Source organism: Novosphingobium sp. BL-S-32 (assembly GCF_056857055.1).
In genome coordinates this window covers 763,405-789,005 of sequence record NZ_CM166477.1, presented here as the reverse complement: position 1 = coordinate 789,005, position 25,601 = coordinate 763,405, and the positions used below count along the sequence as shown (strand labels likewise).

The 25,601-nt window shown below is 62.8% G+C and carries 19 protein-coding genes; 11 read left to right on the top strand and 8 right to left on the bottom strand.

Annotated features, from left to right (window positions below; translation table 11 throughout):
- Position 1 precedes the first annotated feature (1 nt).
- Complete coding sequence (locus AC1VVK_RS20245) at positions 2-433, top strand: YbaY family lipoprotein (protein WP_482906543.1); 432 nt, start codon at positions 2-4, stop codon at positions 431-433.
- 23 nt (positions 434-456) lie between these two features.
- Here AC1VVK_RS20245 and AC1VVK_RS20240 read toward each other — a convergent pair whose 3' ends face one another.
- Both AC1VVK_RS20240 and AC1VVK_RS20235 read right to left on the bottom strand, forming a co-directional pair.
- The gene (locus AC1VVK_RS20240) at positions 457-2,055 is read right to left on the bottom strand and encodes a GMC family oxidoreductase (protein WP_482906542.1); all 1,599 of its coding nucleotides are present in this window, start codon (positions 2,053-2,055) and stop codon (positions 457-459) included.
- Positions 2,055-3,191 (bottom strand): serine hydrolase domain-containing protein, encoded by a 1,137-nt coding sequence (locus tag AC1VVK_RS20235; RefSeq protein ID WP_482906541.1) that lies wholly within the window; start codon positions 3,189-3,191, stop codon positions 2,055-2,057. The genes AC1VVK_RS20240 and AC1VVK_RS20235 overlap by 1 nt, the downstream gene beginning before the upstream one ends.
- 234 nt (positions 3,192-3,425) lie before the next feature.
- Here AC1VVK_RS20235 and AC1VVK_RS20230 point away from each other — a divergent pair, with 234 nt between their 5' ends.
- Positions 3,426-4,133, top strand: coding sequence for an FCD domain-containing protein (locus AC1VVK_RS20230; protein ID WP_482906540.1), 708 nt, complete (start codon positions 3,426-3,428; stop codon positions 4,131-4,133).
- A 21-nt stretch (positions 4,134-4,154) separates the two neighbouring features.
- Here AC1VVK_RS20230 and AC1VVK_RS20225 read toward each other — a convergent pair whose 3' ends face one another.
- Positions 4,155-6,494 carry a GH92 family glycosyl hydrolase gene (locus AC1VVK_RS20225; protein ID WP_482906539.1) on the bottom strand — a complete coding sequence of 780 codons (2,340 nt, stop codon included), beginning with the start codon at positions 6,492-6,494 and terminating at the stop codon, positions 4,155-4,157.
- 104 nt (positions 6,495-6,598) lie between these two features.
- On the bottom strand, positions 6,599-7,492 hold the full coding sequence (locus AC1VVK_RS20220; RefSeq protein WP_482906538.1) for a LysR family transcriptional regulator: 894 nt from the start codon (positions 7,490-7,492) through the stop codon (positions 6,599-6,601).
- Between the two features lie 237 nt (positions 7,493-7,729).
- Between AC1VVK_RS20220 and AC1VVK_RS20215 the strand changes: the two genes are divergently transcribed.
- From AC1VVK_RS20215 to AC1VVK_RS20205, 3 genes are all read left to right on the top strand, one after another.
- A complete protein-coding gene (locus AC1VVK_RS20215; protein WP_482906537.1) occupies positions 7,730-8,587 on the top strand; it encodes an aldo/keto reductase in 858 nt (285 codons plus the stop codon).
- A 450-nt stretch (positions 8,588-9,037) separates the two neighbouring features.
- A complete protein-coding gene (locus tag AC1VVK_RS20210; protein WP_482906536.1) occupies positions 9,038-11,836 on the top strand; it encodes a TonB-dependent receptor domain-containing protein in 2,799 nt (932 codons plus the stop codon).
- Positions 11,837-11,973: 137 nt separating this feature from the next.
- Positions 11,974-12,531, top strand: a complete 558-nt coding sequence (locus AC1VVK_RS20205; RefSeq protein WP_482906535.1) for a TetR/AcrR family transcriptional regulator — start codon at positions 11,974-11,976, stop codon at positions 12,529-12,531.
- Positions 12,532-12,609: 78 nt separating this feature from the next.
- Here AC1VVK_RS20205 and AC1VVK_RS20200 read toward each other — a convergent pair whose 3' ends face one another.
- The 3 genes from AC1VVK_RS20200 to AC1VVK_RS20190 form a co-directional block, all read right to left on the bottom strand.
- Positions 12,610-13,662, bottom strand: a complete 1,053-nt coding sequence (locus AC1VVK_RS20200) for an NAD(P)H-dependent amine dehydrogenase family protein (RefSeq protein ID WP_482906534.1) — start codon at positions 13,660-13,662, stop codon at positions 12,610-12,612.
- Between the two features lie 13 nt (positions 13,663-13,675).
- The gene (locus AC1VVK_RS20195; RefSeq protein ID WP_482906533.1) at positions 13,676-14,482 is read right to left on the bottom strand and encodes an SDR family NAD(P)-dependent oxidoreductase; all 807 of its coding nucleotides are present in this window, start codon (positions 14,480-14,482) and stop codon (positions 13,676-13,678) included.
- A 437-nt stretch (positions 14,483-14,919) separates the two neighbouring features.
- A complete protein-coding gene (locus AC1VVK_RS20190) occupies positions 14,920-16,620 on the bottom strand; it encodes a thiamine pyrophosphate-binding protein (RefSeq protein WP_482906532.1) in 1,701 nt (566 codons plus the stop codon).
- A gap of 136 nt (positions 16,621-16,756) precedes the next feature.
- Here AC1VVK_RS20190 and AC1VVK_RS20185 point away from each other — a divergent pair, with 136 nt between their 5' ends.
- From AC1VVK_RS20185 to AC1VVK_RS20160, 6 genes are all read left to right on the top strand, one after another.
- Positions 16,757-18,613 (top strand): AsmA family protein, encoded by a 1,857-nt coding sequence (locus tag AC1VVK_RS20185; RefSeq protein ID WP_482906531.1) that lies wholly within the window; start codon positions 16,757-16,759, stop codon positions 18,611-18,613.
- A gap of 86 nt (positions 18,614-18,699) precedes the next feature.
- A complete protein-coding gene (locus AC1VVK_RS20180; protein ID WP_482906530.1) occupies positions 18,700-18,981 on the top strand; it encodes a hypothetical protein in 282 nt (93 codons plus the stop codon).
- Positions 18,982-19,124: 143 nt separating this feature from the next.
- Positions 19,125-20,525, top strand: coding sequence for an alpha/beta hydrolase domain-containing protein (locus AC1VVK_RS20175; protein ID WP_482906529.1), 1,401 nt, complete (start codon positions 19,125-19,127; stop codon positions 20,523-20,525).
- Positions 20,526-20,870: 345 nt separating this feature from the next.
- The gene (locus AC1VVK_RS20170) at positions 20,871-22,742 is read left to right on the top strand and encodes an arylsulfatase (protein ID WP_482906528.1); all 1,872 of its coding nucleotides are present in this window, start codon (positions 20,871-20,873) and stop codon (positions 22,740-22,742) included.
- Between the two features lie 195 nt (positions 22,743-22,937).
- Entirely contained in the window at positions 22,938-24,236 is a 1,299-nt protein-coding gene (locus AC1VVK_RS20165; RefSeq protein ID WP_482906527.1) for an O-acetylhomoserine aminocarboxypropyltransferase/cysteine synthase family protein, read from the top strand.
- Positions 24,237-24,268: 32 nt separating this feature from the next.
- A complete protein-coding gene (locus AC1VVK_RS20160) occupies positions 24,269-25,051 on the top strand; it encodes a DsbA family protein (protein ID WP_482906526.1) in 783 nt (260 codons plus the stop codon).
- Positions 25,052-25,066: 15 nt separating this feature from the next.
- Here the strand turns inward: AC1VVK_RS20160 and rnk are convergent, their stop codons facing one another.
- Positions 25,067-25,513, bottom strand: a complete 447-nt coding sequence (gene rnk, locus AC1VVK_RS20155; RefSeq protein WP_482906525.1) for a nucleoside diphosphate kinase regulator — start codon at positions 25,511-25,513, stop codon at positions 25,067-25,069.
- Positions 25,514-25,601: the final 88 nt, after the last annotated feature.

Below are 25,601 nucleotides of genomic sequence, written 5' to 3'. Positions count from 1 at the left end.
CATGAAGAGACTCCATTTTCTTCTTCCGCTGATCGCCTCGCTGGCGGCTTGCGAAACCGCACCGCATGAAACGGGGCCTCAAGAAACGGGGACCACGAAGGCGATGATCACGCTCTCGGGCCACGCCACTTATCGCGAGCGGATCGCCCTGCCGCCCGACGCGCACCTTTCGGTCGCGATCAGCGACGTAAGCCGGATGGATACCGCTGCGCCCGCGATCGCCTCGACCGAGTTCGCCACCGAGGGACGGCAGGTGCCACTGGCCTTCACTCTCGATTACGATGCGACGAAAATCGACCCGCGCGGTCGCTATGCGGTATCGGCGCGCATTACCGATAGCGGCGGGCAACTCATCTGGATAACCGACACCCACACGGCCTTGCCCGCCCCCGGGCAGCCGGTCGAATTGATGCTTGTGCAGGTTCTGCGATAAATCACGGCGATTGCCGGGCTCCGCTAGAAAGTGTGCTCCGCAAGGATGATTTCCGCCGCGCGCCAGCCGATTGCCATTGTTGGCGCATTGGTGTTGCTGCCGGTGATCGAGGGCATGATCGAGGCATCAACGACACGCAGTCCTTCCACACCCCGCACCTTGAGGTCGGCGCCGACCACAGCGTTCTCGTCCGATCCCATCCGGCAGGTTCCAACAGCATGAAAACCGGTGGAGCCATACTTGAAGGTTGCCTCCAGCAGGTCCTCGTCGCTGACCGTGCCCGGGCCGGGGATCAGTTCCTCGACGATGTGCTCGGCTAGAACCGGCTGCGCGGCCAGCATGCGGATGTAGCGCAGGATCGCAACCGCATTGTCGCGGTCGTACTGGGTAGCCATGTAGTTGGCATCGATCTTGAGCGGGGCCGAGGGATCGCTTGCGGTGATTTCCAGCGTGCCCCGGCTTTCGGGCCGCAGCGTGTAGCCATAGATCGTCACGGCCGGATAGGGACTGACGCCCTCCCGCCCGGACGTGAACGGCCCCAGTCCGATCTGCGCATCCGGTAACTTCAGGCTCGGATCGGTCTTGATGAAACCACCGGCAACGAACGTCGAGCGCGCAAGCGGCCCTCGCCCCAGGAGGCCCCAGGCCAGCGCGGAGCGAACCAGCCCGAGGCCCTGAAGACCTGCATTGCTGCCACCGCGCTTGACCCGGTACTGGACAGGCAGGGTGCGGTGATCGCTCATATTGCGCCCGACCTCAGGGCGATCGACGACCGCCCCGATGCCGAGGTTTTGCAGCAGTCCTGCCGGACCGATGCCCGAGCGCTGGAGGATCGCCGGAGAATTGAGCCCACCGGCACTGAGGATTGTCTCCCGTCCGGCGGCAACGCTGAACTCGCCGCCCCGATGGCGAACGCGCACGCCGGTCGCCCGCCGTCCGTCGAATTCTACCGCAAGGACCTCAGCGTCCGTCACCACATCGAGGTTCTTGCGGCGCATCGCTGGCTTCAGGAATGCACGCGCGGCGCTGAAGCGCTTGCCGTTCTTGCAGATCGTCCGGGGCTGGCGACCGAAACCGCCCTCCACGCTCGCCTTCACGCTGTTGATGTCGTCCACGACCGGAACGCCAAGCGCTGCCGCCGCTGCGATGGTCGCGCGAAACAGCGGATCGTCGCTGGGCGAGAGGTTGACCTGAAGCGGCCCTGCCCCGCCGCGTGCCTGCGCCGGGCCCAGTTCGTGCCGCTCCATTTCCTCGTAGCAGCGGCTGATGTCCTGCCAGCCCCAGCCCGGACCCGCCTTGGCCTCCCAGTCATCGTAGTCGTCCGGCGCGCCGCGCGTGTAGACCATGCCGTTGATCGAACTGGATCCGCCGAGCGTGCGTCCGCGCATCCAGAACTCCGCCGGACGGTTGCCGCCGGGCGAGGCCATGTAGCGCCAGATATAGGGGCTTTTCGGCCCCATGAGCTTGGCGAGGCCCATTGGAACCGTGATGAGCATGTTGCGATCCGACGGCCCGCATTCGAGCAGCAGCACCGAATTGCGCGCGTCGGCCGAGAGGCGATTGGCTAGCACGCAGCCGGCGGACCCCGCGCCGACAATCACATAGTCGTAGTGGGGCCGCATCAAGCGATGCCCAGCGCCGCGCGGATCGCGTTGCCGACTGCGCTCGCTCCGTCCGCCGCGCTCATGCGGTTGTGGCAGTAGGCAACGGCAAGCCCCGTGGCGGGGTCAGCCCATCCCAGCGAGCCGCCTGCCCCCGGGCACGCGATTGCGGTGGTCGATGCCAGCGCCATGGTGAGCGGCGACTGGCCATCGTACATCCAGTAGCCACCCTGACTGAGCGGCATCGGCATGCCGAAGAACACCGGATCGGGAAGCGTGCCGCCGGGCCGCATCTGACAGCTCATCGCCACGCGTTCGGGCGAGAGCAGGCGCTTGCCATCAAGTTCGCCGCCATTGGCAAGGATCGCCCAGAACCGCGCGAGGCTGCGGGCGGTAAAAATACCGCCGACACCCGCGATGGTCGCCCGCCGCACATCCTCGCGCTCGAAAATGTCGGGAGCGAGGCGAACATCGAAAGGCATCGCCTTTTCAAGCACCGTCCCCGGCGGTGGCGGCTGCATGTTGAGCGCGTCGACAAGCTTGGCGATGCGGGGCTCGACCTCCTCCGGAACCCCGATCCACAAGTCCTCGATGCCGAAGGGCGCGGCGATTTCCTGCGCCACAAATTCCTGAAAGCTGCGGTGTTCGGGGTCGGTCCGCCGGACAATCTCGCCGATCACCCAGCCGAAAGACACCGCCTGATATGCCGGCTGCCCCACCGGGAAGATCGGTTCGAGCGCGGCGATGCCGGCCGTCATCGCATTCCAGTCGCACATCATCTCGGGCGTCACTGCCGGCGGCATCTGCGGCGTGCCGGTCCGATGCGAAAGCGCATCGCGAACGGTAACGGCCTCCTTGCCGTTGGCGCCGTACTCGGGCCAGTATTGGGCCACCGGACGGTCGTAATCGACAAGGCCGCGTTCGGCCTGAACGTGCAGCGCGGTCGCGGCAACAGCCTTGGTCACCGAGAAGACGTTGAACAGCGTATCGCCGTCCACCGCGCGGCCGCTGGCGGGATCTGCGACACCTGCCCAGGCATCCGCCACAAGCTCGCCGTTCAGATAGGCGGCAACCTGCACGCCGACTTCGGTGCCATCTGCGACCAGAGTGTCGAGAACTTTCTGGACAGCTGCATTCACTGCCTGATGCTTGGTCATGTCTACGCCTCTCCACCGGGGCGGCGTAAGGCCGGCTCAGACAGCCCCCGCCAACTCTGCGTGACTCATAATATGCATTTTATGAGCAGGTCAATTCCCGATAATCGGCATTCCTGCGGCGATATCCGTCCATAATACACTATATTAGAAATCCCTTGAAGTCCTACCGCCGGGCGTGGAATGGAATGCGAACGGCCTCGCCGATGCGAGCTGAATGACGGGAGCAATGTGCAAATGGCTGGAAAGCCATCGAAGGAAGGCCTGGTTTCGGCAGCGGCCGGGCGCATGAAGGAGATGATCCTGGCGCGGGAACCCGACGCGCAGATCGGCTCACTTCCGGATGTCGCCAAGGCGCTGGGCGTCGGCGTGGTCACGGTGCAGCAAGCCGCGCGCGTGCTGGAGCATGAGGGGTTTCTAAAGGTCAGGCGCGGCAACGGCGGCGGATATTACGGCGCCCGCCCGAACGCCGCGTCGCTGGGCCGGGCCATCGCGGGTTTCCTTCAGGTCAACCAAACGCGAGAACACGAAGCCATCGAGATCATGACGCTGCTCGACTGCGACCTGATTTCCGCTGCCGCGCTTGCGACCGACGAGACGCTTCGCGCGCGGCTGCGTGATCTCGGCAAGCGCATCGATGCCTGCGACACGGCGGAGCAGCGAGGCGCCTTCGAGCAGGAGATGCAGGACATCATCTATGCCATGGTCGATCGGCCGCTGATGGAGATGCTCGCGCGGGTGACCATGGAGCACTATTCCTCGCACGCCCGCCTGCCGATCTATCCGGGAACGGACGGCGCGGAGCGCTGGAAGCAGGAGCGCCACAACATCATCTACGCCATTCTCAGAGGCGATCCGGGGCTCGCCCGTTTCGAGGCGCAGCGCCGGCGCGAGGACATTCTGGAACGTCTGGCAAAAGCCCAGTCAATGGCTGGCGGGCAGTAGCAAGGGTCGGGCCTGCCTCTCTCACCGCACGGACATCGAATAGGGCCTTTTTGCAGAGCCCGAACCCCACGCCTTATTCGGCGTCGCCTGCATCGTGAAACGAAGCGTGCCGCCGCTGCGCACGTCGGCATCGGATATCCACGCGTGTTCAAGCGGGCGTCCGTTCAGTTCCACCTTCCCGACATAGGCGTTCGCGTCGGACAGGTTCTCCGCATCGACCGTGAAGGTCTTCCCGTTCGGCAGCGTGATCGCGGCGTGGCGCACGAAAGGACGGCCGATCACATACTGGTTCGAACCCGGCGTTACCGGGTAGAAACCAAGCCCCGTGAAGACCAGCCAGGCCGACATCTGGCCAAGGTCGTCATTGCCGGAAAGCCCGTCCGGCGTCGGCTTGTACTGGCTTTCGACGATCTGCTTCAACCGCTCCTGCGCGCGCCAGGGCGCCCCGGCATGGACATAGAGATAGGCGACGTGGTGGCTGGGCTCGTTGCCGTGAATATACTGGCCGATCAGCCCTGAAATGTCTTCGGCATGGCTGTAGTCGAGCTTCGAATTGTCGAAGTCGAACATCGCGTCCAGCCGGGCGACGACCTTGCCGTCCCCGCCCAGCATCCGGAACAGGCCCGCCTGATCCTGCGGCACGAACCAGCTGTATTGCCAGGCGTTGCCTTCGGTATAATCGGAGCCGTAGTTGATCGCCGTGGGATCGAACGGCGTGCGGAACGATCCGTCGCTTTTGCGCGCCCGCAGCCAGCCGCTCTTGGCATCGAACGAATTGCGCCAGTACCCGGCCCGCTTTTCAAAACGGGCGGCAAGGTCGTTGCGGCCCATCGCCTGCGCCATGCGGGCGATCGTCCAGTCGTCGTAGGCGTATTCGACCGTCTTGGAGGCCGCTTCCGGCTCCTTGTCGATCGGCACATATCCGCGCGTCATGTACTCACCCAACCCGCCGTAAGGCGCATAGTCGGCGCTGGCCACCATCGCGTCGAGCGCCCTGGCCGCGTCGAACCCGCCGAAACCCTTGAGGTAAGCATCGGCGATCACCGGCGCCGCGTGATAGCCGATCATGGTCCAGGTCTCGCGCCCGGCGAACTGCCACACCGGCAGGATACCCCAGGGGCTGTGCTCGCGGCTGGCGACCAGCGAATTGACGACGTCGGACGTGGTACCTTCGGGCTGGACCAGCGTGAGCAAAGGATGCTCCGCGCGGAACGTATCCCAGAGCGAAAACGTCGAGCGGAACGTGAAGCCCTCGGCCTTGTGAACCTGATCGTCCGGACCGCGATAGCGACCGTCCGCATCGCTCCAGACGCTGGGCGCCAGCAGGCTGTGATAGAGCGCAGTGTAGAGGTTGGTCCGCATCTGCGGCGCGGCATCGATCTTCAGGCGGTCGAGCGCCTGCCGCCATTGCCCCTCGGTGCGGTGGCGCACGGTGTCGAAGTCGGCACCTTCGGCATCCAGATTGGCCACGGCGCCCTGCTCGTCCACGCCGGAAATCGCCACGCGGACTTCCAGCGGCCGGTCCAGCGCGCCGAAGTCCAGCCGCGCCTCCAGCGCCTTGCCAAGCTTTTCGGCCAGCGCATCGCCGCCCCGCCCCGGCAGCGCCTGAGGGGCGCGGAACCCCTTGTAGGCCACATGCTCATCGCGATCGACGAAAGCATGGTCCTTCAGCGGCGCGGAAAAGCGCATGGCGAAGAACAGCTTGCGGCCCGGTGCCCAGCCCCGCGTCTCGCGAAAGCCGGTGACCGTGCCGTCTTCGCGCAGATGCAGGCCGGACCACAGGGTCTTGCCCGGATAGTCGTAAAGGCTGCTGCGCAGGTCCAGCACCAGATGGGCCTCGGCACCCTTGGGGAACGTATAGCGGTGGATGCCGACGCGGGTGCCGGCGGTCAGTTCGGCGCGTACGCCGCTATCGGCCAGCGTCACCGCGTAATAGCCCGCGCTGGCGACTTCGCTGTCATGGGAGAAACGCTGGCGGTAGCCGGAACCGGGCTGACCGGCGCTGCCGGGATCCAACCGCACATCGCCGGCCCTGCCAGTTGCGGGCATTACCAGAATGTCGCCGAGGTCCGAATGTCCCGCGCCTGAAAAGTGCGTGTGACTGAACCCCTCGATGGTGCTGTCGTGATAGCTGTATCCCGCCGCATGGGCATAGCAATCGCGGATCTGACAGGTCGTGTCCGTATCGGGCGACAGTTGCACCATGCCGAAGGGCGCGCTGGCACCGGGGAACGTGTGGCCTTCCGGGCCGGTGCCGATCATCGGGTCCACCCAGTGCAACGGATCGTCTTCCGGCGCGGCCGCGAGCGGTTGAACGGCAAGGACACAAGTTAACGCGGCGACCGCAAATGATAGCTTCATGGCGCCAGAATAGACAGAGCAGCCCGGGGTGTTCAACCGCCGCCGATCGGCAGGATTTCGCGTTCAAGCATAGCAATCGTCGTCAGCATCGCGGCCGTTGGCCATCATCCGCGATAGCGCAGCGTTTCCACCAGCAGCGCGAAGGCCGGCGAGGCATGGCGCCGACTGGGATAATAGAGGTGATAGCCGGGGAACGGACCGCACCAGTCCTCCATCACGCGGACAAGCCGGCCTGCTTCGACATGATGCATCACCTGATCTTCGGGCAGATAGGCAAGGCCCAGCCCGTCCAGTGCCGAATTGAGGCGCAGGCTGATATTGTTGAAGACCAACTGGCCTTCGATGCGCACGTTCACCTCATGCCCGTCCTTGTCGAGGTCCCAGGGGAAAATGCCGCCATAGGTCGGCAGACGGATGCCGATGCAATTCTGCGCGGTCAGATCCTGCGGCGTGCGGGGAATAGGGTGGCGAGTGAAATAGTCGGACGAACCGACTACCGCCATGCGCATGTCGGGGCCGATCCGAACGGCAATCATGTCCTTTGCAACCTGATCGCCCAGACGCACGCCGGCGTCGAAGCCCTGCGCCACAATGTCGGTCAGCCCGTAATCGACGATAATCTCCACGCGAACATCGGGGTTGTCGGGAACGATCCTGCGAAGTGCCGGTTGCAGGATCGAAACGGCGGCATGTTCTCCAGCGTTGATGCGGATGGATCCAGCAGGCCTGTCGCGCAACTGGCTGAGAGAGGCGAGTTCCTGCTCGATTTCCTCGAAACGCGGGGCCAACGTATCGAACAACCGACGCCCCGCCTCGGTGGGTGCCACACTGCGGGTAGTCCGGGTGAGCAGGCGCAGTCCGATGCGCTCCTCCAATCCCCTGATCGTCTGGCTCAGGGCCGATTGCGAGACGCCCAGCTTGGCCGCAGCGCGGGTGAAGCTCAGTTCTCTGGCGACGACCACGAAGGCCGCCAGCTCGTTATAGTTCTCAGTTGCCATTGATTAGCCCAGCTTATCGAAACATGCAGATTATAGAGACTAATCGTACCTTCGCCACCAACCTATCTTGATCGCCGACCAGTGGAACAAGCTTGGACCTTTGGAGCCGAGATGGATGGAGATGGACTCTGATTGGGCCATTGGACGTCGCGCGATCGTCGCCGATGGCGGTATCCGCAAGGTTCGTTCCCGAGAACCCGTGACCGCTGAACCAGATAGAAGAGTAGGACAACGACAATGACGACCGAGCCTCCCACCGTCACGCTGAACAATGGCGTAAAAATGCCGAGCCTGGGCTTCGGCGTATTTCAGGTGCCCGACCCCGCCGAGTGCGAGCGCAGCGTGCGCGACGCGATCGATGTCGGCTATCGCTTGCTCGACACTGCAACGTCCTACGGCAACGAAGCCGCGGTCGGTGCGGCGATCAGAAGCCACGGGATCGACCGCAACGAGCTGTTCGTCACCACCAAGCTGTGGATCGAGGATGCAAGCTACGAGGGGGCGAAGGCCGCCTTCGAACGCTCGCTCGACAAGCTGCAACTGGACTACCTCGATCTCTGGCTCATCCATCAGCCCTATGGCGACGTCTATGGTGCATGGCGTGCCATGGAGGAACTCCACCGCGAGGGACGCATCCGCGCGATCGGCGTCAGCAATTTCTATCCCGACCGTCTGCTGGACTTCGTGCTGCACAACCAGATCACACCTGCCGTGAACCAGATCGAGATCCACCCCTTCCATCAGCAAGGCGACGCGCAGGAACTCCTTGCGGAATACAAGGTACAGCCCGAGGCCTGGGGCCCGTTCGCCGAAGGCAAGAACGGCCTGTTCTCCAACGAAGTGCTTGCCGCCATCGGCCAGAAACACGGCAAGACCATCGCGCAAGTCGTCCTGCGCTGGCTGAACCAGCGAGGCATCGTCGCCATCCCGAAGTCGGTTCGCAAGGAGCGCATGGCCGAAAACTTCGCGATCTTCGACTTCGAACTCGATGAAGACGATAATGCCAAAATCGCAACCCTCGACCAGAAGGCGAGCAGCTTCTTCGATCACCGGGATCCCGCAATGGTCAAGTGGCTGGGCACGCGCAAGCTCTGAACGCGGCACAGCGAAGTCGGTCGATCGGCGCCGACTTCGCCGTGCCCTTGCTCCGTTCGAGCAGCGGTTTAGAGCCGCATAGACGTGAGGATACCCCCGGCCTCGCGATGGGCAAAGATCCGCACCGGCGGCGAGAATCAAAAACAGGGGGCATACCCCTGCGCGCCCGGCATAGTTCGTCCCGCGCGAGCACCCCGCCCTCACCTAGGCACTCCCGTTGCCCCAAATTTTGACTGTGAGAGCAGTCAAATTGCCCCTGAAAGCCAGAATGCGCAGATCGACTTGACGCAATTTTTCCATGAACCAACCATCCGGATGGTAGGTGCGACTACTGCGATTTCTCCAAGTTAAAACCGCAATTCAACTCAAACAAAAAGCCTGAGTATTAGGGGGAATCCGTTCAGCCCACCTGCCCGTGAAATATATAAAAAAACCGGGAGAGGGATGATTATGAAATCTTCACGATTGAAGAATTGCGCACGCGCGAGCGTCGCGATTATTGCGCTGCTGCCCGCTATGGCTGTGGCTCAATCTGCCGATCAATCGAACGAGGGGCACCAGGGCGACCAGCCTGCCGCGTCTCGAGAGACCGAAATCGTGGTCACCGGCACGCTCATCCGCGGCATTGCGCCGGCAGGCTCCAACGTCATCGGCATTACCGACGCGCAAGCCAAAGCAACCGGCGCGGCAACCGCAAACGGGCTGCTTTCCAGTCTTCCGACAGTGGGCAACTTCTTCAACTCGGTGCAATCGGGCGTATCCGGCGTCGCGGGCTCGAATGGCAGCACTTCCATCGCCCGTCCGAACCTTCGCAACCTGCCCGGCGCAAATACCAGCGGCGGCGCGCAGACGCTCGTCCTGCTTGACGGCCATCGCGTAACTCCTCTTGGCATCAACCAGCTTGCGGTCGACCCCGACTTCATTGCACCGCTGGTGATCGAACGGGTCGAGGCCATGACCGATGGCGGTTCGGCCGTTTACGGTTCGGACGCGCTGGGAGGCGTCATCAACTTCATGACGCGTAGCCGCTTTGACGGCGTTCAACTCGATGCCAAGGTCGGCATCGGAGACAGCTACACCTCGTATCAGGCGGGCGGCATCGCGGGCAAGGACTGGGGTTCCGGTTCGGCCTATATCGCCTATCGCTATTCGCAGAACGACGCGCTGTTTGGCTCCGACCGCGACTATGTCCATCGCATCGATCCGCTGACGGGCATTCCGACCGGCCGGAACTGCGCCGAAGGCGTCAACGTCTCGGCAGGATCGGGAGCCGCTGCCCGCAACTATATCATGAACGGCGCCAACCTGGCAGTCGGCGGCCCCATCACCTGCGACTATGCGCAAGACGTTGCCATTTATCCAAGCGTCAAAGCGCACAACGTTTTTGCCAGCCTGATGCAGAAACTGGATGACAATCTGCAAGTTGACCTGAAGCTCTATTACGCAAATCGCCAAATTCGCGGTAACAACGGTACATTGGGCAACGGCCAATTGGGCACTGGCGCGGAATCGATGGTCACGCTCGCGCCCTCGAACCCGAACTATCACGCCTTGCCGGTGGGAGACCCCAATTTCGGCATGGCTCAGACGGTCCGCTTCAGCCTTGCGGATGCCTTGGGCGCGCGGTCCAGCACGCAGAATACCAACCTCGATACGTGGAACGTCACCCCGCAACTGACCTGGAAATTCGGCCACGACTGGCAATTGCGCGCGCTGGCGAACTACGGCAGGGGCACAGTCGATTACGAGAACGCGCAGCTCGTGAATGCCCGCGGTAACTCGCAATTGCAAAATGCCGCCAACACCGGTGCATTGAACCCATACAACGTGGGGGCGACGAGCCAATCCGTGCTGGATAGCATTGTCGGTTACGACGTGGGCATTGGCCGGAATGAGTATGCCAATTTCCGTGCCATTCTCGACGGGCCGATCATCTCGCTGCCGGCAGGCGATCTGCGCGCGGCCCTCGGCGCAGAATATTCAACCGATACGATGCGGCAGCGCACGACCAACGTGACAACCTATACGCTGCTGCCGCCAAGATCCTATACCCAGACCGTCAAATCGCTGTTCGGCGAATTGCAGGTCCCGGTCCTTGGCGGCGGCGACAATGACATGTCGCTCGTCCTTGCCGCATCGGCCCGGTACGACAAGTACAATGACTTCGGAGACACCTTCAATCCGAAATTCGGTATCACCTTCGAACCGTTCAACAGCCTGACCCTGAGGGCAAACTGGGGCAAGTCGTTCAACGCCGCCACGCCGGCAGACCAATTGGGGGTCTATTCGTCGATTGCCCAGCAGATCCCGGGCGCGTTCCTTCAGTTTCCGCCGCCCACTCCGGGCGTTTGCGGCGTGTCCGGCCTTCCGGCATGTGCCTCGGCAACCGCTGCGGGCATCTACCTCAACGGCGCGGTTCCCGGTCTCCAGCCGCAGAAGGCCACCAACTGGTCAGCAGGTTTCGACTTCCGGCCGATCGACCGGGTCACGCTTAGCGCCAGCTATTACAGTATAGACCTCAAGGGAACAATTGGGCGTCCGGTCAGCGGGTCTAACTTGACTGATTTCTACATGGGTTACCCCGATCTTTGGTTGTTCCAGCCCTCGGGCGAACAGGTTGCGCGGATCCTCGCCACTATCCCTGCGGCGGGTGTCGGAGTTGCACTCGCAAACCCGACCTCGACGAGCCAGGCGCTCCTTCTCGGGGCGGGCGGATCCACGACGCCAGTCCAGGTCCTGCTTGATACGCGTGCCCAGAACCTGGGCCGCACGAAATTGTCCGGGATCGACTTTTCGGCCAACTTCGACTTTGACACCAGCTGGGGATCGATCGATGGCCGTGTCGCAGGGAACTATCGCCTAACGCAAAAGAACCAGTCCCGCCCGGGGATCGCCTGGTTCGATGTGCTCCAGTACGATACTTCGAAGTACCAGATTTCGACCAATCTTGGCACCACGATGGGCCAGTTCCGTGCCCAGGCAACCTGGAATCTCACGCCGGGCTACACACGTAGCGCGAATGTAGCCGGCCAGAAGAGGGTTTCTGACTTCAACATCGTCAACCTTTACTTCGGCTACGACTTCAAGGGTAGTGGCTTGACGAACGACCTGAGCGTAACGTTGAACTTCAACAACATCTTCGACGAAGATCCGCCAGCATACCTCGATGCCGGGCAGCCCGGCTACCTTCCCGGCAACGCCTTCACTCTGGGCCGCATGGTTCAGCTGGGCTTGTCGAAGAAGTTCTAAGACCTTGCAATAAAATATTGCCGAGCGCCCGTCCGACAGTTCTATTGGGCGGGCGCTCCCTTTTTCGAGGCACAATGGAAAAGAAATCGGATCGGAAGGTTGTACGGGTGGACGGCGGGGTCCGCCGGGTACAAATCATGGATGAAGCCCAGCGTCTCATCGGCGAGCGGGGCTACAACGGCTTTTCCATTCAGGAACTTGCTGACCGCTGCTCTCTCACGAAGGCTGGCCTGCTTCATCACTTCAGTAGCAAGGAGCAGATTCTGATCGATTTGCTGGATGACCGTACCAAGCGGCACCAGCTTGACATGAAGAACTGGGTTGCCCGCCGCAAGGCAGCGACAGTGGGATGGTATGACCGTGCAACGTTCATCGAATCGCTCAAGAAGAGCGTCGAACGCGAGATTGCCGATGTCGAAATGGTCCGCATGCACGTGATGCTGCAGGCCGAGACTCTATGTGCAAGTCACCCAGCACATAACTACTTCAATACGCGCGAAGCCATGCGGCAAAGGCGGATGGCGCTTGCGCTCGAACACTTCTGTCAGGATCCACAGACTACGGCCCGGCACCTGCTGGCGCTGATGGACGGACTGACGGCGCAATGGCTGCGCGAACACATGAACTTTGATCTCGCGGCTCAATTTGCAGCGGCGATCAGCCTGCAATTACCCCAGCCCGATGACGAAAATTAGCGTCGAACCAAAGGGGCAATAGCAACGCCATTGCCCATGCCGGTTTTGGCCGCTTGCAATTGCAAGATCAGTGCAGTCTCACCGCCGTACCAGACCCTTTGGCTGCACGACACCAAGATCCAGATGCGTCACGATCCCCGGCGCCGCATCGCATACAGCCGGCACGGCGGTACAGCCGACCAGCCCTGTCCAGGGCAAACCGAGGAACGGATGGCGTCCGTCCTCTTCCTCCATCGCCATCAAGTGGCATTCGAGCGGCGGCTCGCCCTTTATCCGCACGCGGTACTTGGCCTCGCCCTGTTCCCATACCGGATCGAGGTCTTCACCGAGCTGCCAGTAAAAATGATACACAATCAGCGGTGCACCCTCACACCAGGCGATCCACTCGTAGTGCTGGCCGCCCACAGTGCCCGCCTTCACCTCGCCGTAGAGATGCTGAATGTCCTTCAGCGCCTTGGCGACCTCGAACTTGACAGTGACTTTCTCGATCTCCTTGCCCAGCCCTTCGGCAATCATCGCCATGCTGGAGTAGAAGTGCTTGTAGGTCTCTGGCGAACGCCGCGGATTTGCCAGCAATTCCTCAGGGTCGGCGCCAAAGCCCATGATCTCGGTATAGATCATCGGGTTGCGCACCTTGTCGATAATCTCCGACACCTCGATGCAATCGACGCGGCTCATGAGACGGGCCAGCGTCAGGGGAAGGATGTCGCCCGAGAATCCAGGGTGGATGCCGCAGCCGTGGAAAGAGACATTACCCTCACGGCATGCCGCCTCGATACGCGCGGTTTCCTCCGGAAGCCACTTGTTGGGCAGGAACGGGCCGGCGGGTGAGACGACATTCTTGCCCGAAGCAAGCAACTGGCACACCTGCTCCAGTGGCGGCGTCATCATGCTGGGCGCAAACAGGACGCAGTCCGCCTCCATCGCCAGGATCGCGTCGATATCGCTGGTTGCCTTGATGCCCGTGCTGGGCAGGCCGACCAACTCTCCGGCGTCCTTGCCGACCTTTTCCGGATTGGTGACGTAGACGCCGACCAGATCGATGATCGGGTTCTCGATGAAATATTTTAGCGCAGCGCTGCCGACCGTGCCGGTGGCCCATTGGATGACGCGATAGGTCTGCTTTGTCATGGTATTGCTATCCTCAGTTCAGGCCACGGCTCTGGCCGCCATCGACACGGTAATTGGCGCCGGTGATGAAACCGGACAGCGGACTGGCGAGCAGGCACGCCACCATGGCCAGTTCGGTTGGCTTGCCGACACGCCCGACAGGCGGGATCTCGAACACCTGCGCCTCGCCGAAACGTTGGCAGACATCCTCGAAGCTCATGTCGGGGTCGGCAAATTTTTCGCGTCCGAAGCGCAACAGGCCGTCGACCATGATGATGCCGGGCGTCAGGATATTCGCCGTTACGCCTACCCCGCGCAGCGACCCTGCAAGGCTCACGGTAAAGTTGTTCAGGGCAGCCTTGGCCGCAGAATAGTCTGCGCCCATGTAGTTGGGCTGCATGGCCACCGCGCTCGATACGTTGACAATTCGTCCGAAGCGGTTCGCCACCATATCGGGCACACAGAGCTGACACAGCTGTACCGCACCCATGGTGTTCGCGCGGTAATTGGACAGAAAGTCCGCCGCGTCGATCTCCACCGGAGCCTTGGACGAGTTGCCTTCCGAATTGCCACCGGCGTTGTTTATCAAGATTTCGACATTACCGCCGAGCGCTGCAACCGCCGCGGCGTGGACGGACTGCGCCCCGCCGTCATCGGCAAGCTCGCCGATGGCGACGCCAGCGGCGCCGATCGCGGTGGCAACTGCTTCCGCACGCTCGCGGTTGCGGCCGTGCACGACGACGCGCGCTCCTTCCTCAGCCAACATGCGGGCAATGGCCTCGCCGATCCCGCTACTGCTGCCCGTGACCAGCGCACGTCGCCCTGACAGATTCAGGTCCATTCATCTCTCTCCCAGTCGTTCGCTCGCAAACATCACGACGCGGGTCGCCATTCCATTCCCAAATGGGGATCTCCCGAAGTTGGGAAGCGACAGGCGCCTTGGTCGATGCGGCGGCTTGGAGAGAATGTTCTGTAAGTCTGTCCGGTGGGCTGCCCCCCATCGACTGATTTGTCGGTAAATTTCGGCGCAGTGACGCTTACTCGAGCAGACATCCACGTGCACATCATTAATCCGGCACACGTGACAAGGCCCGCCCTTCGAGGGCAGGCCTTGCCGATTCAAAATTGCAGGTCCGATCAATATTTGAAGCTGACCGTATTGATGACCGTACGGCCCGCTGCCTGATGGGCCTAGTGGTTGGCGTGTGCCTGATCGTAGTACAGCTTGATAGTTAAGTTCAGCACATCCGGCTCCCGGCCTTGCAAGGCTGTGTGGGATCAGGTGTTCGAGCTGCGAACGTTGCGCCAGGCCTCGCGGACTTTGGCTATGCCGAAGCGCAGAACCTGCGCGGGATCGATGTGCGGCATTGTTGGCAGCTCGTCCGGATCGACGATCGCATGAAGAATGGCCGGGCCCGGCGCGGCAAGGAATTGCGCGACCGTCGTATCGAGCTCAGCGGGATCGCGAACCGTGAAACCCTGCGCGCCACATGCCCGGGCGAAGGCGGCGAAATCGACGTTCGGAAACGTCGTGCCCTTGGCCGCGGGCAGTGCGGCCACCTCCATCTCGAGATGGACGAGGCCCCATTCGGCATTGTCGTAGACCACGATCTTGACCGGCAATTGATGCTCGACGCTGGTCATGAATTCGCCGAGCAGCATCGTCATGCCCCCATCGCCGACATGGGCGATCACCTGTCTGGAACGGTCCAGCAGTTGCGCGCCGTTAGCAAGGCCCAGCCCTGTGCCGACCGCCGCGTTGTTGAAGGAGCCGGTGTTCTGCTGCCGGCCGCTCTGCCGCCACCAGTTTGCCGCCCAAAGCGTCACTTCGCCAGTATCGGTGACGATGATCGCATCATCGGCCGCGTGATTGCTGATCGCCCGCGCCAGTGCGGGCGGGTGGAGCTTGCCCGGGGTGCGCGCGATATCGGCCCGCTTGTCCAGCATGGCGTTCCATTCGTTCCGGGCGGTCTGTGCCTTTTCGAGGAAAGCGGCGTCCGAGCGGGCAGGAAGAAGCTCCAGCAACATCGACAAGGCAGGGCGCACGGAACCCACGATGCCCAGCGCCACCGGCGCACGCCTTCCAAGGGCCAGCGCGCGTTCGTCGATCTGGATTACCCGGCCATGTTTGGGAAGGAATTCGGAATAGGGATAATCGGTGCCCAGCATGAGGAGCAGGTCCGCCTCGTTGATGGCGTCCACACCTGCCTTCGAACCGATCAGACCCACGCCACCGATCCAGCAGGGATGATCGAAGGGAAGAATGGCCTTTCCCCGGAACGTATGCATGAGCGGGGCTTTCAGCCTGTCGGCAAGCTGTTCGAGTTCGGACGCCGCACCATGGCAGCCCTGTCCGCAAAAGACGGCCACGGTGTTCGCCTCGCCGATCATTCGGGCAGCTTCGGCCACATCGGCCTGAGCCGGGGCAATTTCCGGCCGGGGCCGCAGGACGGCCATGCTCGCCACGTCCCCACCGATCTTTGCCGCAAAGACCTCCGGCGGCACGTTGATATGAGCGACACCGCGTTCGGCATAGGCGGCGGCAATGGCTTCGCGGATGACGGCGGGCGCCTGTTCCGGCGCGCTGATCATCTGGCTATAGACGGAAACGTCGCGAAACAGCAGGGCCGGATCGTCTTCCTGAAGATAGTCGGTTCCCCGCTTCTCCGCCGGAACGCCGCCCGTGATGGCCAGCACCGGCGCATGGTCCTTGCGCGCTTCGTAGAGACCGGCGACGAGGTGGTTGCCGCCCGGGCCGGTGGTCCCGCAGCATACGCCAAGGCGCCCGGTCAGTTTCGCTTGCCCGGTGGCCGCAAGCGCCCCGCCTTCCTCATGACGGACGCCGATCCAGTCGATCGCGTCCTCGGCATCCAGCGCATGGGTGAAGGGATTGAGAGCATCGCCGACCACGCCGAACACGTGGCGAACGCCCAGTTGCGCAAGTGTATCGACCAGCAATTCGGCTACGGTTCGGGACATGGGGGGCTCTCTCTCAGAGTTTGACGGCGTGGAAACGCCTCACCGTCCCGTCTGCTCCCGCGTGTTTTCGAGCCCCGAAGAGTCGCTCGCCGGCAGGAGAAGCGGAACGTCCACACCACCCACGCATTTGCAAACGATGAACCTCCCTCATCGGCACATCCGAACGGCGCTGGCCCTGATCGCAGCATGTCTTGCGGCATGCGCGATATTGGCCGGAGCGTTCCCCGCCAGCTGGCTCAAGGATCTTGCCGAACGCAAGCTGAGCGAGAACTTCGGACGCCCGGTGACGATCGCGGAGATGTCTCGCGACAGTGCATTCTCGTTCACGCCGGTCCTCAGCCTGAACGGGGTGGCCATTCCGCAGGCGGCATGGGCGGCCCCGGGCAGGCTTGCATCCATCGAGCGGCTTCGCGTGCGTATCGCGATATTGCCGATGCTGATCGGTCGCGGCAGCCCGGAACTGGTTTCAGCGGACGGTGTGATGCTTGACCTGGTCCGGGATGCGGACCGCCGCGTCAACTGGAACAGCGGCGGCAAGCAGGAACCCGGATCGAGCCCCACGATATCGTTTGCCGGGATGGAATCGGTGAAGGCGCAGATCCGCTATCGGGATGCGCTGCGCAAGCGATCGGTCGAACTTCATGTGAGCATCGACCCCCAGCACGGGCTGGTCGCGTCCGGCCCCGGAACGATCGACGGGAACGCCGTGGCAGTATCGGTCAAAGGACCGGCGGGCGCGGCGAATGCGCCATGGCCCTTCGAGGCCAGCATTGTCGGCGCGGCGATCGACATGCGCGCGAAAGGAACCATGGCCGGTCCGCTACGCACGGACGACATAAGCCTCGACATAACCGCGCGGGCAAACGACCTCAAATTACTGGACCGGGTGATCGAGGCCGGCCTCTTCCACACGCAGCCGATCAGTCTGACCGCAAGCGTCCGGCACCAATCGGACGTCTGGACGATCGACGGTCTCAAGGGCAAGGTGGGCAACAGCCCGTTGTCCGCCAGGCTCTCGGTCGACAAGTCCGGAGTCCGCACAAAGCTCGATGGCGAAATCCGGTTTGCGACATTAGATTTTGCCGATCTGGCGTCCGATGCAAGTCGGGCCGCCAATCACGCGCTGGAACGGGCCGAGGGAGAGAGACTGGTTCCCAATACCCGACTCAACATCCGCAAGATCGACAAGACCGACGGGCGCATCGCCTTTCGCATTGACCGGATCGCAAGTGGCGGGTCCTCGCCGTTGCGCAGCGCGCAAGGCGTCCTGACAATCGATAACAGGCTGCTCATCGCCAAGCCCCTGACGCTGCGCCTCAGCCGGGGCGTTGTTGATGGCGAGATCAGGGTCGACCAGCGTCAGGGCCAGAGCGAGCCGACGATCACGCTCGCGCTCGACATGCGCGGCAGCAGCATCGATGCCCTCGCAGGAGGCAGCGGCGAAATCGACGCCACCGTCGATGGCCGGGTTCGGCTGACCGGCGTGGGAAACACGGTCCGTGAAGCCGTCGGCAAGTCCGACGGGATCATCGGCGTAACCGCGCACGATGGGGTCCTGCCGGCAAAACTGGCCAGCTTGCTGGGCTTCGATGTCGGGAAAGGCCTGCTTGCCGACAAGGGCAAGCAGGCGACGCTTCGTTGCGCCGTCGCGCGTTTGGAAATGCGTCACGGAACAGGAACGGCCGCGCCGGTGCTGGTCGACACCAGCGAAAGCCAGACGCGCGGCACCGGCACGATCTCCTTTCCCGATGAGCGCATCTCGCTCACGCTTACCGGCGCTCCCAAGAGCGATTCCGTCCTGCGACTGCCCGGCTCGATCCATGCGGGCGGGACGATCCGCAATCCGTCCGTCGTGATCCCCCCTGAGGTCAAGTCCCTAGGCAACGTGATCAAGGCATTGGGCCGGGCGATCTCGGGAAAGCGGATGCCTGAAGCAACAGATGCCGATTGCACGGCACTGAACGCCCGCGTGCTTTCGCCCCATACGGATTGAGACGGTTCGCAGCGCCGCTCTGGAACTGCGGGCACGGGTCCGCCGTTGCACAGGCAGAGGATAATCAAAGGGAACGTGATCACTCCATGTACGGGATTATCGAGGCCGACAGAGAAGCCGCAAGAGCACTGCGCGAGGTTCTGGCCGACATTTGCGGCTTCTGGCATTGCCCTGATGATAATGGGCAACTCTGCCAGGCACTGGCCCGGCATCGCATAGAAGCCGAACAACGCCTCACCGACAAACTGGCGCCTTTGGTTAAGGCGCGGGCGTGCGAACAAATGCCGCGTTTAATGCAGCAGGAGATGCCGCCCCTCTCGCGCGGTTTTGGTCCGGCCCACCAAAGCATGAGATCGGGACACAAGTAGCAATCCGGCGCCCCGCTTTAACATGGCGGGCAAGCGATTTGACCACGATTGCAGTGATGCCCGAGACAGGTGAGGCGGACTGGACGCCACGAGATAACCAGAGTCATAGTCGCGCAGAACACCCGGAAATCTGGAGCCTGTCCATGACCATCGACATCGATCTGCCTATGGTCCGACATGTGCCCGGAGAACCGGTGCTGGGGCTGGGACAATACGAACTGTCCGCGCTCGGCATTCTCAAGGAAGAGTTTTTCATTTCGGGAACGGCGCGATCCTTCGTTGCCGTCGGTGAGACTGGCTCCGAGGGCCGGTGGACGGTAGCGCCGGCCGATCTTGCCGATTTCGAGACGCGAATAGTCGTATTGCGTCCCGTCGCCCCGGAGGTGTTCAGCGGAACGGTGATCGTCGAATGGTTGAACGTGTCCGCCGGCATCGACGCGGCACCCGATTGGAGCATGACTCATCGCGAGATCGTGCGGAGCGGCCATGCCTATGTGGCAGTCTCCTGCCAGGAGGTCGGGGTGCAGGGCGGCCCCAGCATGGGCAGCGACATGTCGCTCAAGAAGCTGAACCGCGAACGATACGAAAGCCTGATTCATCCCGGCGATGCCTTCTCGTACGACATTTTCACGCAAGTCGCCCGGCTGCTTCGATCCCCGAAGGCCGCAGGGGTGCTCGGCAACCTTGAGCCACAATACATCCTCGGCGTCGGCGAATCTCAATCCGCCACGTTTTTGGTGACTTACATCAATGCCGCCGATCCCATGGCAAAGGCATTCGACGGCTTCCTGGTCCATTCGCGCGGGACGACTGCGGGCCCCCTGTCCGGCCAATCGATCTTCGTGGGCGAACGCGTGACCGGCGTAAGGCTGCGCGAAGACTTGCGTGTTCCGGTGATCATGATCGAGACCGAAAGCGATCTCACGTCCCTCGGCGGCCTCGCCGTGCGCCAGCCGGACACCGACATGTTGCGCACGTGGGAGATCGCCGGCACCGCGCATGCGGACAACTATCTGCTTGCAGTGGGGAGCATCGATTCAGGGAATATCCCGATCGAGACACTCGCGGCCGCGTTCGACCCCATCCAGGACTTGATGGGCAAACGGCTCGGCAAGCCCGTCAATTTTGCGCCCCAGCATCACTATGTCGTTCAAGCGGCGCTCCACAGGCTCCATAGATGGGTTGTGGACGGCGAGACCCCGCCGAGCGCAGAGCGATTGCAACTCGCGACCGGCGATCCCTCCCAACTCGCGAGGGACGATGACGGAAACGTGTTGGGTGGCATCAGAACGCCTTGGTCCGATGTCCCCACGGCCTGCAACTCGGGAATTGGCGAGGCGGGCACGTTCTCATACCTCTTTGGCTCATCGGTGCCGTTCGATCGCGCCAGACTGGCAAGCCTCTATCCCGGCGGCGAGCCGCAATATCTGCCGATGTTCGAGCAATCCCTCGATCAGGCGATCGACGCCGGATTCATATTGCCTGCCGACCGAACCGAAATCCTTGGTCTTGCGTCTTTTGGCTTTCGCTTCGCCATCCGTTAGCGCGAGACGCGACCCGTTCTGAGGTCCCCTCCCAAGGGCCTTTCCGGCGGCCAGCCGGATCGCCAAGGCGGCGCAAACACCGGTTGACAGACAAACTCAATCAAATAAGTTGAGTTTACCGGGCCGAGCCCGGCTTTGCAGTTTCGCCGAACAACGCGCGCGCGGGAAAGCGTTCGTATGTCCGGCATTTCTGGCCCCAGGCGACCACGTCCGGGCTTTTCACACCATGTCTGGGATTGAGAGGTTGCGTGGGCCTTGGCGCTTGTTTGCGCGCGTCTGCAAAAACCTGCCCGATCCCGAGAAGCCGTGCGGCCGCATCGCCGCGACAATTCGGAAGGGATGACATTGAACCGCAAGATCCTGATGGCAATGACTGCCCTCGCGTCCTCATTCGCCATGGCCAGCACCGCCGGTGCTCAACAGCAGCAGGCATTCCAGGGCACCGTGGGGCGGACGCTGGCAGAATCGAAGGAGTGGTGGCCCGAACCGGCGCGCGCGCCGGCAGGCGCCCCCAACGTGGTGTGGATCCTGCTCGACGATGTCGGCTTCGGCGCGTCCAGCGCCTTTGGCGGCGGCATCAGCACCCCGGCGCTGGAAGCGCTCGCGCAGCAGGGTTTGCGCTACACCAACTTCCACACAACCGCGATCTGCGCGCCGACGCGCGCGGCCTTGTTGACCGGACGGAACAGTTCCTCCGTCCATGAGGCGGGATTTTCGCACATTCCGCTGTCGGCCGGCTTTCCGGGCTGGGACGGCCGGATCCCTTCCGAAGACGGCACCATTGCCGAGATCTTGCGCGACAGGGGATACAATACCTTTGCCGTCGGCAAATACGGCCTGACGCCCGATGAGGACGCCACCGATGCCGGGCCCTTCGATCGTTGGCCTACCGGCAAGGGCTTCGAGCACTTCTTCGGCTTCCTGGGATCGCAAACCGACCAGTACAAGCCCGATCTGGTGGAGGATCAGGCGCACGCCCAGCCCGATGGACGCCACCTGAGCGAGCAGATCACCGACAAGGCGATCACCTATATCGACCGCCAAAAGACGGCGGCACCCGGCAAGCCCTTCTTCCTCTATTACGCCCCCGGCGCCACCCATGCGCCGCATCAGGTCGCGGCGGAATGGAGCGATCGCTACAAGGGCAAGTTCGACGAAGGCTGGGACGCCTATCGCCAGCGCGTATTCGAACAGCAGAAGCGCCAGGGGATCATTCCCGCCAATGCCGTGCTTCCGGACCGCGATCCCGGCATTACCGCCTGGTCGTCACTCTCGCCCGATGAGCGCAAGCTCTACGCGCGCTTCATGGAAGTCTACGCTGGATATCTGACCTATACCGATCATGAGATCGGCCGCCTGATCGATCATCTCAAGGCGACGAACCAGTACGACAATACGCTGTTCGTGGTGATCGTGGGAGACAATGGCGCCAGCAAGGAAGGCACCCTGAACGGCGATATCGATCGCAAGATCACGTCGAAGCCGCTCAGCTATCAGGAAAACGTCGCCTACAATCTGGCCAAGATCGGCGAACTGGGAACGCCGTCGGCAGTGGAGGGCAACTATCCGCTCGGCTGGGCGCAGGCCGCAAACACGCCGTTCCGGCTATGGAAGTCCGACGCGAACAGCGAAGGCGGCACGCGCAATCCGCTGATCGTCACTTATCCGAAGGGTATCAAGGGCAACGGCGCCGTTCGCACGCAATACGGCCATGTCATCGATATCCTGCCGACCACGCTGGAACTGATCGGCCTGAAGGCCCCGGATCGCATTCGCGGATTGGCGCAGCAGCCCATCGAAGGGACCTCGCTGGCCTATTCCATCACCGACGCGAAGGCGGCATCGCAGCACCGCACGCAGTACTATTACATCTTCGGATCGCGCGCGATCTATCAGGACGGATGGAAGGCCTCGCTTCCCTATCCCAACGCCGTGATCAGCGGCAGCCCCAACGCCGCCAAGCCGTTCGATGAAAATGCCTGGGAACTGTACAATCTGAATGAGGATTTCACCGAGCGGGTGAACCTTGCCCAGCGTTATCCCGAGAAACTGGCCGCCTTGCGTGCCCTGTTCGAAAAGGAAGCGCAGGCGCACAACCTCTACCCCCTGATCACCTGGGACGACGTGCGCAACGGCCGGATCCATCAAGTGCCGGGCGCTCCCACCGGACAGCATGCGCTCGATCAGTTGACCGATCATCAGGCAAAGGCTCAATAGCCCCGAAGCGGCATTCCCGAGGCAAGCCTCATGGTCGGTCATGCGATTGCGTGGTCGGCCATGAGCGTCGATGCCGGCGTTCGCGCCTCACCGATGATGCACGGACGACTACGCAACGCGCACGCAAAACGATTGCGCCCCAATCGACCCGATGGCACGTCGCAGCACTGAAATGAAAACATGGAGAGACCCGAGGTGACGGAAAGACCGCTGCATCCCGAGACGCTTGCCCTGCACGCAGGCTGGCGCGCCGATCCCGCCACCGGTGCCGTCGCCCCGCCGATCTACCAGACCACATCCTATCAGTTTCACGATGCCGACCATGCCGCCCGCCTGTTCTCGCTTGAGGAACTGGGCAATATCTACACCCGGCTCGGCAACCCCACGACCGACATTCTCGAAAAGCGGATAGCCGCGCTTGAAGGCGGCGCCGCGGCGCTGGCCGTGGCCTCGGGACAGGCCGCATCGGCCTACGCGATCCAGAACCTTGCCCGCAGCGGCGACAACATCGTGAGCGGCACCGACCTTTACGGCGGCACTTACAATCTCTTTGCCAACACGCTGAAAGACATGGGCATCGAGGTCCGGTTCGTCGATCCTGCGGACCCGGACGCCTTCCTGCGCGCAAGCGACGCTCGCACCCGTGCCTGGTACGTGGAAACCCTTCCCAATCCCAAGCTTGTCGTCTGCCCCATCGGCGAGATTGCGAGCCTTGGCCGCCCTCTCGGCATCCCGCTGATTGTCGACAATACCGCGGCCCCCCTGATCGCCCGCCCATTGGAGCATGGCGCCGCGATCGTCGTCTATTCTACCACCAAATACATCGGCGGGCACGGCACTTCCATCGGCGGCATGATCGTCGATGGCGGCAATTTCGACTGGAGCGCCTTTCCTGACCGGCAACCGCTGCTGAACACGCCCGATCCCAGCTATCACGGCGCCGTCTGGGCGGAAGCGGCGCGTCCGCTTGGGCCCATCGCCTACATCCTTCGCGCCAGAACGATCCTCTTGCGGGACCTTGGCGCCGCCCTGTCACCCTTCAATGCGTTCCAGATCCTGCAGGGCCTCGAAACCTTGCCACTGCGCATGCCGCGCCACTGCGAGAATGCTCTTCGGGTCGTGCAGTACCTGCAGAGCCGCGAAGAGGTTGTCCGCGTCATTCATCCCAGCGTTCAGACCGGAATTCAGGCCGAGCGCGCCCAGCGATACCTCACGGGCGGGCTCGGAGGGCTGGTAGGCTTCGAGCTGAACGGCGGTCGGGACGCCGGACGCCGCTTCATCGATGCGCTCGAGCTGTTCTACCATGTCGCCAATATCGGCGATGCAAGGAGCCTCGCGATCCATCCGGCCTCGACGACGCATTCGCAGCTCTCCGAAGCGGAGCAGGAAGCGACGGGCGTTTCGCCGGGCTATGTCCGCCTGTCGATCGGCCTCGAGCATATCGACGACATTCTGGCCGACCTCTCGCGAGCACTCGACAAGGCAAGCGCCTGACGCCGTGATACGAACGGCCATGCTGCCAAGGCATGGCCGTTCGTATCAGCGAGGACGTTTCCCCGGCCCAAGCCCACCCCTATGGCCAAGAATTTCAGGGCTTGCTGCCGCCGCCGATCTGTCGCACCGCCTCGGGGCAACCTTCGGACGGAATTCAGGATATGAAAAAGAGCATGGGATGGCCCCTCCTCGGGCTGGCCATTGCGCTCGCCGCGTTCTTCTCGAGCGGACAGGGCTTCCCCAGTGCAAGGGCCGAAACCATGGCCTCGTCACAGGAGCGCGCTCGCATGAAGGACGCGCTCGCAAACGATCCGGGCGTCCCCAGCGTGGCCCCACAGGGATATGACGTCACCATCGTCGTCTTCTCGGACTACCAGTGCCCCTACTGCCGCAGGTTTCACGCCGACCTGAAACAGCTCCTCGCCACCGACCAGAAACTGCGCGTGGTCTATCGCGACTGGCCGATCTTCGGCGGCGCATCGCGCGAGGCTGCTCGGATCGCCATGGCCACGCGCTATCAAGGCAAGCACGCGGCCTTCAATGATGCCCTGATGGCCGGCCCGGTCAGGCTCGATACGGATGCCATCCGCCAGGCCGCAACGCGCGCAAGTGTCGATTGGGCGCGGCTGCAAGCCGACCTTGCCCGCCACGGCGGCGAGATCGACGCGGCGCTGCAAAGGACCGGGCGATTGGCCGAAACCCTCGGGCTCTCGGGCACACCCTCGCTGGTCATCGGCGACTACCTCATCCCCGGCGCTATCGACGGTGCGACCTTGCGCAGCGTCGTCCAGAAATCACGAGCCGGAAAGTCCTGATGGCAACCGCCCGCATCAACCTGCGCCTATGATGCATTCCGCTGCGTCCACTGGCCGGGCGTGAGGCGAGATAACCTTGACGATCGTCAGCTTGCGATCATGGCCGTCCCGGTCCGGCCACAAGATGGATTGTCCTTGCCGCAGACCGATCAATCCGGCGCCAACGGGCGTGAGGATCGATATCCGATTTGCCGTGATATCGGCTTCGCCGGGGTAGACCAGTTGGACCGTCCGGCTCGAACCGCTCGCCGCGTCCACGAACTCGACAAGGCAGTTCATCGACACGATGCGCGCAGGAAGCGCGTTCGACCCGTGCAGCGTGGCGCGCTCTATCTCCTGCAGGAGAAGTTCGGCGACTTCCGGAAGCCGATGCTCGGCCGCAAGCGCAAGATTGGTGAGGGTCTCGGCCTCATCGTCGATGAGGTGGATCGCCGGCCGCCTGGCCGCCTTCCTGATATTCATGGTGCTGGTTATCCCGCAAGAGAGAGGCCCCTGCACGAGGCAGCGGGCGTTTCCTTCACATCCCCGAGCCTGGTGCACGCGGCACCGA

What these genes read in the sequence shown, in the direction of transcription:
- rnk (WP_482906525.1), bottom strand. Translation starts at nt 25,513, where the DNA reads ATGAATATCAGGAAGGCGGCCAGGCGGCCGGCGATCCACCTCATCGAC.
- AC1VVK_RS20240 (WP_482906542.1), bottom strand. Translation starts at nt 2,055, where the DNA reads ATGCGGCCCCACTACGACTATGTGATTGTCGGCGCGGGGTCCGCCGGC.
- AC1VVK_RS20225 (WP_482906539.1), bottom strand. Translation starts at nt 6,494, where the DNA reads ATGAAGCTATCATTTGCGGTCGCCGCGTTAACTTGTGTCCTTGCCGTT.
- AC1VVK_RS20245 (WP_482906543.1), top strand. Translation starts at nt 2, where the DNA reads ATGAAGAGACTCCATTTTCTTCTTCCGCTGATCGCCTCGCTGGCGGCT.
- AC1VVK_RS20220 (WP_482906538.1), bottom strand. Translation starts at nt 7,492, where the DNA reads ATGGCAACTGAGAACTATAACGAGCTGGCGGCCTTCGTGGTCGTCGCC.
- AC1VVK_RS20190 (WP_482906532.1), bottom strand. Translation starts at nt 16,620, where the DNA reads ATGTCCCGAACCGTAGCCGAATTGCTGGTCGATACACTTGCGCAACTG.
- AC1VVK_RS20210 (WP_482906536.1), top strand. Translation starts at nt 9,038, where the DNA reads ATGAAATCTTCACGATTGAAGAATTGCGCACGCGCGAGCGTCGCGATT.
- AC1VVK_RS20180 (WP_482906530.1), top strand. Translation starts at nt 18,700, where the DNA reads ATGTACGGGATTATCGAGGCCGACAGAGAAGCCGCAAGAGCACTGCGC.
- AC1VVK_RS20175 (WP_482906529.1), top strand. Translation starts at nt 19,125, where the DNA reads ATGACCATCGACATCGATCTGCCTATGGTCCGACATGTGCCCGGAGAA.
- AC1VVK_RS20205 (WP_482906535.1), top strand. Translation starts at nt 11,974, where the DNA reads ATGGATGAAGCCCAGCGTCTCATCGGCGAGCGGGGCTACAACGGCTTT.
- AC1VVK_RS20185 (WP_482906531.1), top strand. Translation starts at nt 16,757, where the DNA reads ATGAACCTCCCTCATCGGCACATCCGAACGGCGCTGGCCCTGATCGCA.
- AC1VVK_RS20195 (WP_482906533.1), bottom strand. Translation starts at nt 14,482, where the DNA reads ATGGACCTGAATCTGTCAGGGCGACGTGCGCTGGTCACGGGCAGCAGT.
- AC1VVK_RS20215 (WP_482906537.1), top strand. Translation starts at nt 7,730, where the DNA reads ATGACGACCGAGCCTCCCACCGTCACGCTGAACAATGGCGTAAAAATG.
- AC1VVK_RS20160 (WP_482906526.1), top strand. Translation starts at nt 24,269, where the DNA reads ATGGCCGTTCGTATCAGCGAGGACGTTTCCCCGGCCCAAGCCCACCCC.
- AC1VVK_RS20200 (WP_482906534.1), bottom strand. Translation starts at nt 13,662, where the DNA reads ATGACAAAGCAGACCTATCGCGTCATCCAATGGGCCACCGGCACGGTC.
- AC1VVK_RS20230 (WP_482906540.1), top strand. Translation starts at nt 3,426, where the DNA reads ATGGCTGGAAAGCCATCGAAGGAAGGCCTGGTTTCGGCAGCGGCCGGG.
- AC1VVK_RS20235 (WP_482906541.1), bottom strand. Translation starts at nt 3,191, where the DNA reads ATGACCAAGCATCAGGCAGTGAATGCAGCTGTCCAGAAAGTTCTCGAC.